11 protein-coding genes are annotated in these 15,142 nt (G+C 46.9%); 5 read left to right on the top strand and 6 right to left on the bottom strand.

Features of this window, described 5'->3' with window-relative positions; all coding sequences use genetic code 11:
- The first annotated feature begins 47 nt into the window (after window positions 1-47).
- From KD145_RS23135 to KD145_RS23145, 3 genes are all read left to right on the top strand, one after another.
- Window positions 48-2,084 (top strand): TonB-dependent siderophore receptor, encoded by a 2,037-nt coding sequence (locus KD145_RS23135; protein ID WP_212002022.1) that lies wholly within the window; start codon window positions 48-50, stop codon window positions 2,082-2,084.
- An 18-nt stretch (window positions 2,085-2,102) separates the two neighbouring features.
- A complete protein-coding gene (locus KD145_RS23140) occupies window positions 2,103-2,750 on the top strand; it encodes a hypothetical protein (protein ID WP_212002024.1) in 648 nt (215 codons plus the stop codon).
- A gap of 342 nt (window positions 2,751-3,092) precedes the next feature.
- Complete coding sequence (locus KD145_RS23145) at window positions 3,093-4,640, top strand: IS1182 family transposase (protein ID WP_212000915.1); 1,548 nt, start codon at window positions 3,093-3,095, stop codon at window positions 4,638-4,640.
- Window positions 4,641-4,751: 111 nt separating this feature from the next.
- Here the strand turns inward: KD145_RS23145 and KD145_RS23150 are convergent, their stop codons facing one another.
- The 4 genes from KD145_RS23150 to KD145_RS23165 all read right to left on the bottom strand — a co-directional run bounded on the left by KD145_RS23150 (window position 4,752) and on the right by KD145_RS23165 (window position 11,690).
- Window positions 4,752-6,413, bottom strand: a complete 1,662-nt coding sequence (locus KD145_RS23150; protein WP_212002026.1) for a hypothetical protein — start codon at window positions 6,411-6,413, stop codon at window positions 4,752-4,754.
- A 14-nt stretch (window positions 6,414-6,427) separates the two neighbouring features.
- On the bottom strand, window positions 6,428-7,252 hold the full coding sequence (locus KD145_RS23155) for a DUF4397 domain-containing protein (protein WP_212002028.1): 825 nt from the start codon (window positions 7,250-7,252) through the stop codon (window positions 6,428-6,430).
- 10 nt (window positions 7,253-7,262) lie between these two features.
- Window positions 7,263-10,658, bottom strand: coding sequence for a TonB-dependent receptor (locus tag KD145_RS23160; protein ID WP_212002030.1), 3,396 nt, complete (start codon window positions 10,656-10,658; stop codon window positions 7,263-7,265).
- Between the two features lie 63 nt (window positions 10,659-10,721).
- A complete protein-coding gene (locus KD145_RS23165; protein WP_212002032.1) occupies window positions 10,722-11,690 on the bottom strand; it encodes a FecR family protein in 969 nt (322 codons plus the stop codon).
- A gap of 126 nt (window positions 11,691-11,816) precedes the next feature.
- Between KD145_RS23165 and KD145_RS23170 the strand changes: the two genes are divergently transcribed.
- Window positions 11,817-12,374, top strand: a complete 558-nt coding sequence (locus KD145_RS23170) for an RNA polymerase sigma factor (protein ID WP_212002033.1) — start codon at window positions 11,817-11,819, stop codon at window positions 12,372-12,374.
- A gap of 58 nt (window positions 12,375-12,432) precedes the next feature.
- On the opposite strand, the gene KD145_RS23175 is transcribed toward KD145_RS23170, so the two are convergent.
- Window positions 12,433-13,299: a YXWGXW repeat-containing protein gene (locus tag KD145_RS23175; protein WP_212002034.1), complete on the bottom strand. Its 867-nt coding sequence runs from the start codon at window positions 13,297-13,299 to the stop codon at window positions 12,433-12,435.
- A 130-nt stretch (window positions 13,300-13,429) separates the two neighbouring features.
- Window positions 13,430-14,440 carry a hypothetical protein gene (locus KD145_RS23180; RefSeq protein WP_212002035.1) on the bottom strand — a complete coding sequence of 337 codons (1,011 nt, stop codon included), beginning with the start codon at window positions 14,438-14,440 and terminating at the stop codon, window positions 13,430-13,432.
- Window positions 14,441-14,731: 291 nt separating this feature from the next.
- On the opposite strand from KD145_RS23180, the gene KD145_RS23185 reads away from it, so the two are divergent.
- Window positions 14,732-15,139 carry a hypothetical protein gene (locus tag KD145_RS23185; RefSeq protein WP_212002036.1) on the top strand — a complete coding sequence of 136 codons (408 nt, stop codon included), beginning with the start codon at window positions 14,732-14,734 and terminating at the stop codon, window positions 15,137-15,139.
- Window positions 15,140-15,142 lie beyond the last annotated feature (3 nt).

Raw genomic sequence — 15,142 nt, forward strand, 5'->3', positions numbered from 1 at the left:
GCGGTTGTACTTCCCACTAGCTTTGTGGGCAGATAATACTACCAGCAATGGCAAAATATATCAGATGGATTTTTCTGACAATGCTACCCACCATTGTCAATGCACAAGGCCTCCCTAAAGACAGTGCCGGCAAAGTGCCGCAGGACACCGTTCTCCGGGGTACCTCCCGTTCACTGAAACAGGTGACTGTGAGTGCCGGCGCTTTTGAAGCCAGCGATAAGGCCAAGGGGGCTTCTCTCACTCCCATGGATGCGTTGACGGTGGCGGGCAACAATGGAGACCTTTCCCAGGCATTGCGGTCATTACCTGGTGTTCAACAGATTGGAGAGCAGGAAGGCCTTTTTGTAAGAGGCGGCACCAGCGACGAAACCAAACAGTTTATAGACGGTACGTTGTTTAAATATCCCAACTACCCGGCAGTGCCTGGCATTCCGCAAGGTGCACGTATCAACCCCTTCCTGTTTAAAGGAATACTGTTCAGCTCCGGAGGTTATTCCGCCCTGTACGGACAGGCCATGAGCAGTGCCCTGATACTGGAAAGTGTAGACCTGCCGGAGAAGTCCTCTGCCAGCCTGTATCTGTTCCCTTCCAATCAGGGCGCGGGTCTGCAGCACCTCGCCAAAGACAACCGCAGTAGTTACGGGCTGGGTTTCAACTACTCCAATCAGTCATTGTATAATTCGCTGGTGCCACATATTCCGGATTATTTTCTCGGTCCTGCTTATGTGGAAGGCAACGCCAACTTCCGTATTAAAACAGGCCGTACCGGTATGCTCAAAGTATATACGGTATGGAGCCACAGCGCAGTAGGTATGTACAATCCGGATATCGACAGTGCCGGGCTACGCTCCGGATATCAGGTGAAAGGAGATAATTTTTATACCAACCTGAGTTACCGCAATTCCTTTGGCGAACACTGGAAAATGGAAACAGGGCTGGCTTACAGCTATAACAAAATGAATACGATACGCAGCCTGGTGGATGAAGCAAAAAATATGGTTGTGCTGCCGGAACTGCCTTTCCTGGCTAAAAACGCCAGCAGTAATATCGGTTCCGACTTTGCCCAGGCAAGAGTGGTTTTCACCCGCTTTCTGCCAGGGGCACAGGCAATCCGGTTTGGGGCAGAACATTTTTATACTAAAGATAAAGGCTATACGAATGACAGTGCCATAGCACTCACAGATCAGCTGTCAGCTGCCTTTGCAGAAGGAGATATTTATATCGCCCGTAATGTGGCGGCCAAAGCGGGTTTTCGGCTGGAGCATACTTCTCTCTTAAAACAATGGTCGCTGGCACCGAGATTAAGTATCGGCTGGAGGTTGAGTGAAGAAAGCCAGCTAAATCTGGCCTATGGCATATTCTACCAGGAACCGCTCAACGACTTTTTATATCATAACAGAACCTTGTCTCTTTCCCAAGCTGCTCATTACGTACTCAACTATACCAGGCGGGCCCATAACCGGTTTTTCCGTGTGGAAGCCTATTACAAAACCTATGATCATCTGGTCAGGCTGCTGCCACAAAGTGTATCTAACGGTAACGGATATGCGAAAGGAGTTGAATTGTTTTTCCGCGATAAAAAAACGTTTAAAAATATGGACTACTGGGTTACCTACACTTTCCTGGACACCAAAAGGGGTTATCTCAATTTTCCGATGGAGCTGAAGCCTGGCTTTGCTTCGCCTCATACCATGACCATCGCCGTGAAGAAGTTTTTCCCGGACATTTCCACCGGTGTGAACGTGTCCTATGCATTAGCGGCGGGAAGGCCTTACTACGATATCCGTTTCAACAACGGCTGGCAGTTGTATGATCAGGGAACTACAAAGCCATATAGTGTAGTGAATCTGCATCTCTCCCATCTTGTTTCTTTATTCCCTAAGTGGAAGCATAAGGATTTCTCCGGTTTTGCACTGGGTGTGAATAACCTGCTGGGTACCAAACAGGTGTTTGGCTACAACTACAGTTACAACGGTCAGCATAGGGTGCCGATAATGTTGCCGTCCAGCAGAACGTATTTCGTGGGCTTCTTTATGACGCTGGGAATAGACCGTACTGATGATTTTATCAACAATAATTTATAACCAGAAAATTCATTAAAAATGAAAAAAACAATTTTGTCGCTGTTGATGCTGTTTTCTTTCTCTGCCATGGTATGGGCACAACAGCCGGCTTCGCTGGGTGAGGCGGTGCGCCAGCTGGATAAAGCAGCCGCTGTAAAGGACTTTGAAGCACTGGAAAAAACATTTGTATCGCTGGCGGAAAAACAGCCTCAGTCCTGGCTGCCCTGGTATTATGCAGCTTACTGCAATGCAAGGATCGGTTTTTTATATCAGGATGATGGAGAGAAGATAGAGCCTTATAGCAATAAGGGCGAAGAACAGATCAGCCGGGCTGTATCGCTGGTGGACAGTGCATCTCACAAAGCATGGTCATCTGAAATATATACCGTGATGAGCATGGTGTATCGTACAAAAGTATTTATCAATCCTATGACTTATGGCCGTAAGTATGGTTCGTTGTCTGAAAAATACCTGCAGGTGGCGCGTCAGCTGGCGCCGGAGAATCCCAGGGCATTGTATGTACAGGCATGGGTGAAATATTATACGCCTAAGTTATGGGGTGGTGATAAACAGCTGGCTAAAGAGCTGGCAGGAAAAAGCCTGGCATTGCTGGCGAAAGAACAGTCCGGAGATACACCTCACTGGGGTAAAGCTGAAAACGAGGCGTTGCTGAGCAAGTTCAGGTGAGTGTTTCAAATTAAAAATCAAAAAAATGATCTTTCCCTTTCTTATCCTTCTCAGGATACTTTTTGCAGCCTGTATGGTATTTATTATCGGTTATATCTTTGGTGGTTTCTCCCGGAAGCGGGTATTGGCAAATATCTCCAAAGTGGCTGCGATACTTGTTATTGTACTCTTTATCGGTATGAATGTGTTACTGATGCGGGCAGCTTTTCGTCAGTTTAGCGATGGTTGGCGGGGTTGCGGACAGCAGGTACATACAGAAAAACAGGGGGTGTCTCAAAAGACACTCCCTTCTTTTTTTTTGGGGGGGGAAATCTGCGGGGTAGCTTTTTCCGTTTTTATAGTATGCCCAAAGGAAAAACACTATCAGTAGTCTTTAAAGCCAATCAGCAGCACCAGGCTATGCTTTTCCCTCCCGAGATTGGGGATCTGATAGCCGAGAATCACCCAGTTCGTGTGGTGGATGACGTAATAGAAAAGATCGATATAACTTTATTGCTGAAGCGTTATAAAGCAGGAGGAACCAGCAGTTACCATCCCAGGATGTTATTGAAAGTCCTTATTTACGCTTATATAAATAACATTTACAGTAGCCGTAAAATAGAGGAGGCACTAGGCCAGAACATCCACTTTATGTGGCTTAGTGGTATGAGTAAACCCGATCATAATACGATCAACAGGTTCCGTGGTGAACGCTTGCAAAAGGTATTACAACCTATATTCACCCAGGTGGTATTGTTGTTATGCGAAGAAGGCTTACTGAACATAAAAGAACTGTACACTGACGGGACAAAGATAGAATCGCAGGCAAATCGCTACAGTTTTGTATGGAGCAATGGCATTAAGTACAGTAAAGAAAAAATAAAACAGCAGCTTAATGACTTGTGGAAATATGCACAATCAGTGGCAGCTTCAGAATTGGGTGATGATACGGACCCATCCGGATATGACAAAATCGACAGTGAAAAAGTCAGTAAAACAATAGCGGCCATCAATGACGCCCTCAAAGAAAAACCCATAGACAAGCGGATCAGACAAAAGCTGGGATATGCTCACCGTAACTGGCCTTCAGCGTTGGATAAGTATGAGCAACAGGAACAAATAATAGGCTCTAACCGCAATAGCTATAGCAAAACAGATCCCGCCGCTACCTTTATGCGTATGAAGGAAGATCATATGAAGAATGGTCAGCTTAAACCAGCTTATAATCTCCAGATAAGTACTAATAATCAATACATCGTCAATTACAGCCTTCATCAGCAGTCCACGGATACATCAACTTTAATCAGTCATCTCCTGCAGTATATACGGTTATATAAACGAGTGCCCGCCAATATTACAGCGGATGCAGGGTATGGCAGCGAACAGAACTATCAATGGTTGGAAAACAGGAGAATTACGGCTTATGTTAAGCATGCTTCCTTCGATCGCAACCAGCACCGGTCAACTAAAACCAGGGAAATGTTCAAGGCCCAAAACCTACCCTACAATGCTGAAAAGGACCACTATATCTGCCCTGCCGGCCAGCGAATGCGTAGAAAAAGTACGTTCCCAAAAACAACTAAAAACGGGTACGGGCAAACAATAACTACTTATCAAGCCAGAACATGCGAAGGATGTACATTACGGCAGATGTGTCATGATCAACAAACAAATCGCATCATAGAAGTAAATCATAATCTAAATCGTCTTAAGGAGCTGGCTGACAAACGATTAAAAGGAAGAAAAGGAATACAGAAGCGTAAACAACGTTGCCATGACGTGGAATCTGTCTTCGCAAATATTAAGCATAATCATGGCTTTAAAAGATTTATGCTAAAAGGGATGGATAAAGTGTCAATCGAAATGGGATTAATGGCTATGGCACACAATCTTAGAAAGAAAACAGCATAAAATCAGGTTAACCCTTCACTTCTAAAAATGGAAACTGGAGAATCATTATAACAACCGGAATTTATAAAAAAGAAGCCGTCTCTTGTTTTGAGACGGCCCCTTTGTTGTTGTTTATTGTTTTTTAGGATAGAGTTTGTAGAAGATGGGCGGATTGTCTGCTTTGTTTCCGCGGAAAAAATACAATGCCCCGCTTTTATCCTGACCAATGAGTGATACCCCTGTAAAATCAACCCACTTGGCTAATCCGGTTGTTTGATTCTGCTCACTTACAGTTTGATTTATTCCAGCTTCCACACCCGCATAAGTATAGGAGCTTTGTGTAGGAATGTCGTAGCACTGGAGTATGTGGCTTTGTCTTATCAGGGTGGTACCATTTGCCAGCTGTATATTATTGTTTAATACCGGATTAGCCGGACTCACACCAAATGAGGTAACCGTTTCGGTCATTTTGTATTTAGGATTGGTTTCATAGGAGTGATATGCAAATTGAGTTTGGTTGGCTTTCAGGGTTACTCCCTGGTCGTCTTCCGGAATATCATACTGAATACCGTTATAGGAAATCCAGTTGGGAGAATTATATCCATATAGATACTTGCCGCTCGGATCAAGCGCATAATAGCCGGTGGTTACCGGAATGCCAATGCTGGCGAACCATTGCTTCCAGCTCATTATACCCCGTACTTGCCCGGCAGGATCCATTTTAGACACCATTACAATACTGTTGAATGGTTCCTTGCCTACTTGTCCGCTGAAGTTTCCGCCGACATAGTTATACCATATGGCATGGCTTCCGGAAGCTATTTCAGGCGCATAATAATTGGTGTAATAAAGATTGTTATTAACATCTGTATTCAGACGCATCGCCACTATTTTTAGTTGGGCTATATCTCCCTGCAGTATGGTATTGGTTTCGGCGGTAGTGGCGTTTTTGGTTACCAATGTGCGGTTGATGGTAGTTACAGTCTTGCTGGCCAGGTCCATTTTGCACAAACGGAAGATATAGTTTTGTGCCGCTTCCGGAACATCTTCAGTTGTTTCTGTGGTGAAGTATAATAGATCTCCGGTAAAGGTAATGGTACTACCCAGTATGTATTTTATGCTGAAGCTACTGTTTTTATTGTCCTTTAAAGCGTCGCCGGCTTTGAGAATGGTGGTGAAGCTGCCATTGCGGAACGATTGAATGGACAATTGGTTGTCAAAATAAATATTACCGGACATGTCCGTATGGACTGAGCGGATAAGATTGTAATTTTTTTTCTGATAATCACTCCCGTTGTCCGGCGTCCATTGTGCAAGCTGATCTACCCATAGAGTGGTATCCGTGCGCAGGCTGCCGCCACCTATCAGTTTGATGCTTACAGAAGGACCGTAAACGGTAACACCATTAGCAGTGACTGTAACAGATCTGTTTTCGCCGGCGCCCATTTCACGGGTTACCACAAAGCGTATGGCATCGAGTTGTCCCTGCTCGCTAAAGGTGGTGTATCGTGGTGTCAGCTGTGCGGTGTCTATTATTTTGATGGGCACATTACCTACGCTGATCACAGTGCCGGTACGGGTTGGAAATAATTTTCCTATCAGCGTGACTGTATCGCCAACGATAAGAGAGGAAGGGTAAGTCCAGCTGATGGGTGTGAGCCGGCTACCATTGAGCTGGCTGTATTGCTCAGAGAACCACGGCTGATCTGCCACCTGGGCTGCGTGATCATCTACTTTTTTGCATCCGCACCAAAAGAGCAGGCAAAGACTTAATAATGTTAATACCTGTTTCATCTGTAGTTTTTTAATTAGAATGTTTTTGTGACGGAAAGAGAGAAGTTGTTACTGATGGGCCTTCTGGCACCGGTCAGGGGATCGTTGTAGCCTCCTGGGTTATTATCCGAATAACCACTGATTATCAGCGTATAGGCGTGACCGGGAATAGCTTCCAGTGTACCACGGGTGAGAAAATTTTTATCATCACCATACCGGTATACTTTGATGTTGAAGGTTTGTGGTGTACTCAATGCGAGCGGTAGAAATCCGGTATGGTCCATGTATTGGGTATATGCTGGCAAGGCGGAGGGGACGACTTTGTTCAGGGTCATATACACCGGACCGGTAAACGGGCTGAGATTAATAATCCTGATACCGATTTTGCCGGTGTCGGCAACAAACGGATCGGCAACAATGATATGGCTGTAATTACCGATGCTGTCGCCATAAAATACCATCGCCGGTTTGTCTGCATCCAGCGTAAATTTCACACTGTCCAGCAAACGGGAGGAGGTGTCTTTAAGGAACAACTGATGCTGGCCGGCATCCAGTGCCATAAATTGAATCCAGCTGGTCTTCGTTTGCGGGTAAGTGGTTGATCTTTGAGATGGATTATACAGAAAAGGATAAATGGAGGAGAAGATATCTTTAGACGGACGATAGCTGCTGTCGCGGCTGTCTATCAATACCAGGTAACCTTTGGAGCCCCTTGCTTCAGCCCCATTGGTTAGTGCTGTGGAGGCAAAGTAAAAGCTGATCTGTCCCTTTGCTGTTTCATCCGGGAGTGTAACGTCCTTGTTACAGGCATGCAGCAGGCCGGCGAGTATTATTAACAGAAGTTGGGTAAACTTATTCATAACTTATTTTTTAAAAAGTGTAGGTAAACTGCAGCAGGATATACCTGCCGGGTTTGTATCTGGTATAGATGTTATCGCCACTGAAGTATTTTTTGCCGTCTTTTCTTTCCACTTCTACTTCTTTGTCGTAGCGCTGGTTAAAATTCTGATCTTCCACAATGCGGTAGCTTTGATCAAGCAGGTTCTGGATACTCAGTTTTACCTGCAGTGATTTTATGATACGTTGGGTGATGGAGAGGTCCAGCAGATGTGTGGGCAGCTGCAACAGGTCCGGACGGATATAGCTATCGTTAGCGGTGGAATCGGCCAGGGTACGAATACTTTTGGCGTAGATACTGGGGCCGCTCACATTGTATATCAGTCCTGCCTTGGTGCCGGTAGCCACATTTTCATAGAACAATCCGGCATTCACGATATAGGGCGCTTGTCCCTGTAAAGGACCACCTGATTTATGTAGACTGTCAGCAGCATAGTCGTCGTGCGTTTGGCGCCTTTCTGTATTGCTTTTGATGATAGTACCATTCAGGACTACAGACAAGTGTTTGAAGAGATTGCCTGGGATAAAGGAGAGATTTTTTTTGATTTCAGCTTCAATACCCATGATGTTGGCACTAACGGAGTTGTCATAGGTGATCCTGTTGAATCCCCATCCATCGTGCATCTCATCACTAGTGACTTCATCCCGCATTTTTTCAATCGGATGTTTGATGTGTTTATAAAAAACACCTACGTTGATCACCTCGTTATTATTTCGTGGATATAGTTCGGCGCGCAGATCGAGGTTGTCGATTTCGGCAGTTACCACCCTTGGGTTTCCTTTTATCTCTTCATTGCGGGTGAAGTCGTAATCGGTGTAAGGTGTTATTTCCCGGAAGTCCGGCCGGTTGACGGTGCGACCATAGCCGGCACGGAACACCAGCATGTTTTTGGGTCGGAAGCTGATATTAACAGAAGGCAGCAGGATAGTTTTTTTATGGTCTACATTGACCATTTCCACCGTGTTTTTTCCGGTGGCGCCGTCTTTGGCACCTGCGAGGCGCTGCTGGTCATATTCCATGCGCAGGCCGGCATTCAGTGTGAGGCGTTCTTTGGCAGCCTTCCAGTCGCCCATCAGGTAAAAGGCATTATACTGTTCACTGGCGGTATAGGCGTCCATCGGTGTGGTGGCGTCGTATACAGCCAGGCCGGTATTGTCGTCGGGGAAGTAGTGGCTGTTCCATAACCGGGGCACGTCTGATGGCTGGTAGTTCAGGAGGTTGACATTGTTATAACCAAATCCGGTATTCCATTTCAGATAATCATTGTTACCTGCCGCAGCTTCCAGCTCATTTGTCTGAAGTCCGGCCCTGTTCACCCGAAAGAAACGGCGTCCCACTTGTCTAACCTTAAAGAGCTGGTACCCGCCGGCTTTTACGTAGAGATTGGGCTGGAGATGAAAAGTGTAGTCCAGTGAGCCGTTGTATACCTGCTCCAGATTTTTGATATAGAGCCTTGAAACCATGCCCTGGTAGGTGGTTGATCTGCTGACGTTGGAGCCGGCCGGAATCCAGGTGAGGGAGTCGGGATATCGGGCATCTCCGTTCACGAAGTGCAGCAGCCGTTGGTCGGGCACGTTTTGCAGGTCATGTGTATATCCCAGATTCCAGGTAAGTTCATGCTGTTTTTTTGCTCCCAGGAAATGGGTGCCGTTCAGGTTGCCGGAATACAACATCCGCTGTTGAAAGGAGAGGGTCATGTCCTGTTTAAGCCGGAATGGCTGGTTCGCATAATATTCGGGCAGTGCATTGGGTATTGTGCTGCTGACGTTCGTAAACCGTTTGCCATCGTTGACAAAAAAGTTGAGTAGTGCCAACTGATGACGGTCATTGAGTTTTAAGGTGAGGTTTTCCAGCACGTTGATTTTACCGGTTTCTGTAGTCTGGTGGCCTATTGATATTTTGTTGTTATCCCCGTATGCCTGTCCCATCACGCTGTCGAGCATGTAGGCATTGGTATTGCCGGACTGGCGGTACATCTCTGTAGCTGCTGTTTCCTTCGTATAGGTGACAGCGGTAAGATCGTACAGTCTGACTTTTCCCAGCTGCCAGCTATTGTAATAGTTGGCAAAGAGCTGCATATCGGGGCCTGCATAACGTTTGCCGGGCATCAGCGTGGAGGAAAAACCGTTGAGCCATTCATGTTGGGGTACAGCATTAGGACTGACACGTTGATTACTGGCAAAGACGCCGGGTGAAAATCCCGGTAGTTTACGGGTACCATCGTCGATGCCGAGGAAGTCGAGTTTGCCGCCGTTGTGGCTGTCTACGTTGCGCATGCTGGTACCATCGCGGTAGCCCAGCTGTACGCCTATGTCGAAGTGTTTTACAGGTACGGCGTTTTTAGTGAACACCTTTACGGCAGCACCGGCATAATCTCCTACGAGGTCGGCCACCGGTGATTTGTATACCAGTATTTTATCGATTACGCTGCTGGGGAGCAGATCGTAGGCGAAGGCTTTGTTGTACAACTCCGTAGAGGGGGCAACGTTACCATTCAGGTAAGTGAGGTTATATCTTTCATTCATACCGCGTACCACGATAAAACGGTCATCCACCACGGTGATACCGGAGATACGTTTCACGATTTCCGCGGCGTTGCGGTCGGCAGTTTTGGCGATCAGCTCATTGGAGATACCAGATACTACGCCGGTGGCACCTTTGATCTCCTGGATCAGCTGTTGTTCTGTGCTGTGGGTAACGGCTCTTACCTTGCGGGTGCCGCTACCTATCACTACTTCCTTCAGGGCTCCACCGGTCTGCATTTTGATGTCATAGGAGGCGGCCTGATTATTGTGGACCTGTACCCGGGAAACGATGCCCCGCTGATATCCCACGAAAGTGGTCAGCAGGGTATAGGTACCTGCCGGCACGTTGGCCAGCTGATAAAAACCTTTGCTGTCGGTGATGGTACCGAGGGTGGTGCCTTCCAGTTGTAAGGTGGCACCGGGAAGCGGGGTGGCTGTTTCAAAATCCACCACACGCCCGCGAATGGTGCCGCTGCCGGCCTCCTGTTTGGTATTGGGGCCTGTTTTAACGGCAATGGTATGGGCATTTACCTGAAAGAGAATGCCATAGGTGTGGTTGAGCTCCGACAGCACGTTTTTCAGTGATACGGCTTTCCAGTGTACATTACTGAGTTTTACGCCACTCAGGGAAGCGCGGTCGTAGGAAAAGCTGAAATCGCTTTGCCGGTCTATTTCTGCCATCACAGTGGCCATGTTGGTATTGCTAAGATTTAGCGTTACCGGTTGTTCCATGGCCGGAGATTGGGCGTGAGCATGGCCTGCCATCAGCAGCCATAATACCAGCCCTGCCTGCCACCATTTTCTTTTGAGCAGGTTTGCATTGGTTTGTCTAAATTTGTTCATACGTAAACTTTAAAAACAATTGTTTTTGATGTCCCGCCTGCCAGCGGGACATTTTTTATGTGATTAGTGAATGAAGACGGTGTCGCGGGTTTCCTGGTATTGAAATCCGTAAATGAAAGCCATGTTTTGAAGTATGTCTGACAGTGTTTCGGTGTGATAGGTGGCTGTAAAGCGGGCACTGGACTGGGCGGAGGGGGCAAAGACAATTTTTTTGCTGAACCGTTTTTCCAGTCTGCTGAAAGCAGCATCCAGTGGTACGTCGTCGAGAACGAAGGCACCGCGTTTCCAGTCGGTTTCTTTTTCCGGCACAAAGTGGCGGGTGGTGAAGCGGTGGGTGGATTGCTGATAGGTGAGTTTAAGGCCAGGGGTAAGCACCAGGGAGCTGTCGGGGCGTACTTTTACAGAGATACTGCCGGCAGAAAGGGCGATACCGGTAATATGCTCACCGGGATAAGCTTCTATGTTGAAATGGGTGCCTAATACAGTGGCTTCCAGACCGCCTGCATTTACGTGGAAAGGTGTTGTCCGGGGAGCTACTTCAAAGTAACCTTCGCCGCTAAGGGTCACGATACGTGCCCGGGTATTATAATCATCAGGAACAGAGAGGGAAGATCCGGGAGTCAGCCATATCTGGCTGCCATCGGAGAGCGTGAGCTTACGCACATGAGCGCTGTTGTTGGCTATCTGGCGGCTATGAACGGCAAGGGGCTGCAGCTTTTTCGCAGGGCGTTGCCACCAGAAAAGACTGCCCGCCAGCAGGGCAATGGAGGCTGCAGCAGCAGTACGGCCCAGATAACGCAGATAGCGGGAGCGGGCCGGGTAGGCCAGCTTCACGCCCTGTCGTCTGAGCTGCTGTTCCAGTGCTACAGCCATCCCCGCCGGCATAGAACCTGCCGGCTGATCCCAGCCCTGCGCCAGGGAGGCTTCCAGCTGTTCAGTGGAGGCGGATTGCAGCCAGTCCAGCATCTCTTTTCTGGCTGCTTCGCTGTCGGTTCTATCAATATATCTTTGCCAGGTATCCTGATCTTTCATGCCGTTATTGTTTACGTGCTACTATCAACACGCAGAAACAATTGTTTACCTCAATTACTTGAACGGCAATTAACAATTTGGTAATATTACTATTCTACAATGGCCTGCCTATCTTTGTAATACTTTATGTCGGATACAGCTATGCATAATAAGGAACGGGTGTTTACCGGACTATATCACGCCTCCCGCGACAGGCTGTATCAATATCTGCATCAGTATACAAAAGACACCCACCTGTTACAGGACCTGCTTCAACAATCTTATCTGAAAGTATGGGAGAAGATGGATGATATGTATGATGTGGAGAATGCGCTTCCGCTGTTGAAAACAATCGCCCGAAACCTGCTGGTGGATGTGGTTCGCAAGCGGATGAAAGAAGATATGACCTGGCTGGAAACGGTAAAAGGAGAGGCAGAGCAACTGCTGTCCACTCCTGCGGAAAGCAGCCGTAATCCTATGCAGGCACTGGATGCAGCGATAGCACAGCTGCCGGTCAACTGCCGCCAGGTATACCTGCTTCACCGCGAAGAAGGACTATCTTATCGTGAAATATCTTCTCGTTTATCCATCTCCGTTAGTATGGTAGAAAAACATATGAGTAAAGCGATCCGTTTGCTTAAACATGATCTGCTCACTAATTATGAACTGTTGCTGATCGTAGTGGCGGTTAACAGAATACTATAAAGTAAAGGCGCCTCTTCTGAGACGCCTTCACTTCACAAGCCGTATGCTCTATCGTATATTATCTATGTCTTCCGTGGCCCATACCGCCACCACCACCCCAGCCATGGCCCATTCCGCCACCGCCGTGTTGGAAACCACCCCGCTGCATTTGCGGTTGCCTCATAAAGTTGCCCTGTGACTGCCTGCTCATCGCCATCGGCTGTCTGGTCATACCGGCCTGGTGATTACCATTCCACATACCGCGTGAAGCGTTGGCCCGGTTGTTAAAGTTATTGTTATTGTTGGCCACGTTATTACGGGTGAAATTATTGGTGCGGTTGTTATTAAAGGTTGTATTACGGTTAAAATTGTTTCGGTTGAAATTGTTATTGTTGACTACGTTGTTACGATTGAAGTTATTATTGTTGACCACATTGTTTCGGGTAAAACTGCTACGATTGTTGATCACTGTTGAATTACGAATGACTTCCCTGTTGACATAGGTATTATGAACAAATGTCCTGTTGACACTGGTCACTGCAGTATTGTAATGGAAGACGCTGCCTCGCCACATACCGCCTGTAAAACCTACGCCGAAATAACCGAATCCATAGTTAATACCGCCATAGTATCCGATATGAGGACCCCAATAGCCGGGGTGCCAGCAATAAAGTCCTCCTGTTAATGCCCAGTAACCTGGTGTCCAGAGTGCTCCCGCATAAGGAGCCCTTATCCATACACCTGGTACCCAATAATAGTGATTACTATAGGCCCAATAACCGGGTACCCACATGAAACCATCACCCGGACAGGGAGGCTGTGAATAAACCGGTATAGCCGGTGGTGCAATACCAACAGAAATACCTACGCTTACTTGCGCAAATGCCTGTGGTGCAGCCATGGCAAACCCCAGCAGGGTACTAAGAATCAGGGCAATCTTTTTCATGACCTGTATTTTATTGATTCGATTCACTTCTTAGACATCTTTTGTCTCAGGAGGTTTAACCGTTTTTTCATTGTTCAGTCTGGTAGAAATGTTAAAAAATGTAAATCAATGCCGAGGCCGCTATCTGTCATTACCGTTGAGAAAGTAGCCAGGTACGCCAGTCTTCAGCCACCTTGTCCCAGTTGAAGATATCATAATCAGGCTCACCATTGGATTTCAGCGGGAAGTAGTTATGTTCTGTGCCGATATATTCTTTAAATGTGAAGTTGGTTTTATGCTGACGGATGATCTCTGTATGAAAAAGATCGATGTAAGGCACTCCTGCATCACGGGTACCGAAAGTAACCAGGACCGGGATCTTCAGCCGGTTAAGGTAACGGGCCGGGGGGATAGAGAAGTCGTTGGTCACTTTATAGGAATCGCCAAATGAGCTGTTCATATCCTGTGGATCTGCCGATATTTTTTCCCAACGGGCGAAAGCGGCGCGTACTCCACTGCTGCTGTCTGTTTCGTGTGTCCGTTCCCGTGTGATCATGGTTAACATACGGCCTTGCGGATTTCCGCCGGAGTAGATAAGATGAGTTACCCGTGGAAATACGGAAGCTATTTTGGCCGCGATGGTACTTCCTTCGGAATGGCCGGCCACTACCAGCTGGTTCTGTGATATCCAGGGCTGTCGTTGCAGGAAACGGATCACGGCGATGTTTCTGTTGACATAATAATCCAGGTAATATCTTTCCAGGTATTGTTTGGGAAACTGGCCGGTGCTGTCGCTGTAAGTGAAGTCGGGGTTGAGGTTTTTCTGATCTGCTACCAGCGGGACATATGCCTTGCTGATGATGGCCAGGTGATAATGTTGAGCCAGGCTGTCGGGGTTAAACACAAAAACATTACCGATTGACTCCCGGCCGTTGTCATCATAACGGATGACCAGTGGTTGCGGCAGGCTGCCCTGGCAAAACAGGAAGAGTGGTTTGGGTACCTGTTCATCTCCTTTCTTTGATCTTATCAGGATATCTACCGTATCTCCCTTAAAAACAGTCTGCAGATGGCGATAACCGTATACATCAGGCAGCGACTGGGAATACAGTTGCCTGGCTGCAAGCAGGAAACAGCAGAGCAGGATGAATTTTGTATTCACTTGATAAGTATAATTGGTGCATAACAATATACTTCAAATATGCGTTACCGTTATATTCTTTCCTGCACTCCTTATGGATGACGGGCCGGCCAGGAATAGCCAGCCTTTCTCCAATACGAAATTATTGCTCGTTGTAACAGATACATGCTAATAAGGACTACAAATAGCATGGTATCTGGTATGAAGATACCATAGCTGCCATGGGCAGTTTTATTTAATCCGAAAAAAAATTTACGCAATCAGGAATATCTTAAATGATTATATTTAAAGTAGTTAATCTACCTGGTACACATGGAAGCCCATCGTTTAAAAAGCATGGTTTTAAGCGCTGCGTTTGCTGCAATGATTAGCAGCGGCGTGGTTTCGCTGTTATGGCTCGAGACTGTTGAATTATCAGAGACTGCAAGAAATAGTGATATGTATGGACTGGGACATGTGTTGGTTGTTTTCTGTGTGATCTGTATGGCTATGGCTACAACCACTATTTTCCTGAATAAACTGGCTGTTGTCAGAAACAATCTTCTTTTGTCCCTGTTATCTTTCTTTCTGGCTCCCTTGCTGGTCGCACTTTGTTTTGGTATGACAGTCTTCGATAAGCAGGAGATAGATCTCTTTTTTGTGATGGTGGCTTCTTTCGGGCTACCGATGGCTTTTTATTTTGCACGGTACCGGAAAATGCTGGATGGCCAGGAAGCATGAGGA

It is taken from the genome of Chitinophaga sp. HK235, assembly GCF_018255755.1.
GTDB lineage: Bacteria > Bacteroidota > Bacteroidia > Chitinophagales > Chitinophagaceae > Chitinophaga.